Here is a 235-nt window from a genome sequence, read left to right as displayed (position 1 = left end):
CGCTCGGGGCTGGATCGGTGCCTGCGACGCCACGGGGTGGGCAGCCTGCGCGAGCTGCAAGCCGCAGCCCGTGAGGCCGCTGGCGAGGCGGCGCCGCCCACCAAGACTTTCAAGGACTACGAGCCGGGCTTCGTTCACATCGACATCAAGTACCTGCCGCAGATGCCTGACGAGGTGGCCCGGCGCTACCTGTTCGTGGCCATCGACCGGGCCACGCGCTGGGTGTTCCTGCGCG

General features: G+C 70.2%; 1 pseudogene. It reads left to right on the top strand.

The annotated features are described in order from the left end of the window. A pseudogene (locus tag ACG02S_RS26380) lies at positions 1–235 on the top strand (IS481 family transposase); the annotation flags it as partial.

It is taken from the genome of Pelomonas dachongensis (genome assembly GCF_043555865.1).
Taxonomy (GTDB): Bacteria; Pseudomonadota; Gammaproteobacteria; order Burkholderiales; family Burkholderiaceae_C; genus Pelomonas; species Pelomonas dachongensis.
Note: the sequence above shows the minus strand (reverse complement) of the source record. Positions and strands in the feature narration are given on the sequence as shown.